This is a genomic window from Bradyrhizobium sp. TM233 (assembly GCF_036247965.1).
In the GTDB taxonomy this organism is placed as follows: domain Bacteria; phylum Pseudomonadota; class Alphaproteobacteria; order Rhizobiales; family Xanthobacteraceae; genus Bradyrhizobium; species Bradyrhizobium ottawaense.
In genome coordinates this window covers 1-1,096 of sequence record NZ_BTIG01000150.1, presented here as the reverse complement: position 1 = coordinate 1,096, position 1,096 = coordinate 1, and the positions used below count along the sequence as shown (strand labels likewise).

The 1,096-nt window shown below is 62.9% G+C and carries 1 pseudogene; it reads left to right on the top strand.

Annotation, left to right across the window (positions count from 1 at the left end):
* Window positions 1–1,091, top strand: a pseudogene (locus AABA86_RS34105) (IS481 family transposase); the annotation flags it as partial.
* Between the last annotated feature and the right edge of the window lie 5 nt (window positions 1,092–1,096).

Genomic DNA, 1,096 nt, shown 5'->3' with positions numbered 1-1,096 from the left:
TGCCGGCGGTTCGGGATCAGCCCCGACGTGGGCTACAAATGGCTGAGGCGTTGGCGGGCTGGGGACCATGAGCTGGCGGATCAGTGCCGCCGGCCCAAGAGCATGCCCAAACGCAGCGAGCCCGCGGTAGAGGCGCAAGTCTTGGCCGTGCGGGACAAGCATCCGGCCTGGGGGGCGCGCAAGATTGCCCATTGCCTCAAGCGCAGTGGCCAGACTGTGCCCGCGCCCTCCACGGTCCATCAGATCTTGTGCCGGAATGAGCGGATCGTGCCGAGCGAGAAAGCTCCGCCGAGTCCTCCCGGCCATCGCTTCGAGAAGGATGCGCCCAATCAGCTGTGGCAGATGGACTTTAAGGGCCACATGCCCCTTGCCAACGGAGCGCGCGTCATCCGCTGACCATGGTCGATGACCACTCGCGCTATGCCTTGTGTCTGAAGGCCTGCGCTAACGAGCAGCGCCCTGACGTGCAGAAACATCTGACCGAAACCTTCCGGCGCTATGGGCTGCCGGAGGCCTTCTACCTCGACAACGGCTCTCCCTGGGGCGACACGTCCGGCGCTCGCTGGACCGCGCTGAAAGTGTGGCTGCTCAAGCTCGGCGTCAGGGTGGTCCATGCCAGGCCGCGTCATCCTCAGGGCCGAGGCAAGAACGAACGCTTCCATCGCAGCTTGAAAGCGGAAGTGTTCGCTCTGCGCACCTTCCGCACCTTGGTTGAAGTTCAGCGCGCCCTCGACCATTGGCGCACGATCTACAATCTGGAGCGGCCTCATGAGAGCTTGGGCATGGGTATCCCAGCCGACCGCTACCGGCCGAGTTCTCGCGCCATGCCAGATCATGTGCCGAGGGTGCAATATGACGATGGGGAAGTCGTGCGCACCGTCTCCTCGACGCGGAGCTACATCGCCTTCAAAGGCCAAATGTGGAAAGTTCCTCAAGCCTTCCGCGGCGAGCAGCTCGCCATCAGGCCGCTCAACTGCGACGGCCAATACGGCGTCTTCTTTGCCAGCTGGCAGGTCGCATCTATCGACTTGACCAATGGCCAACCTGTCAGTGATGTGTCCGAACAGGCGTCAGCTATGTCTCCGGTCTAAACACT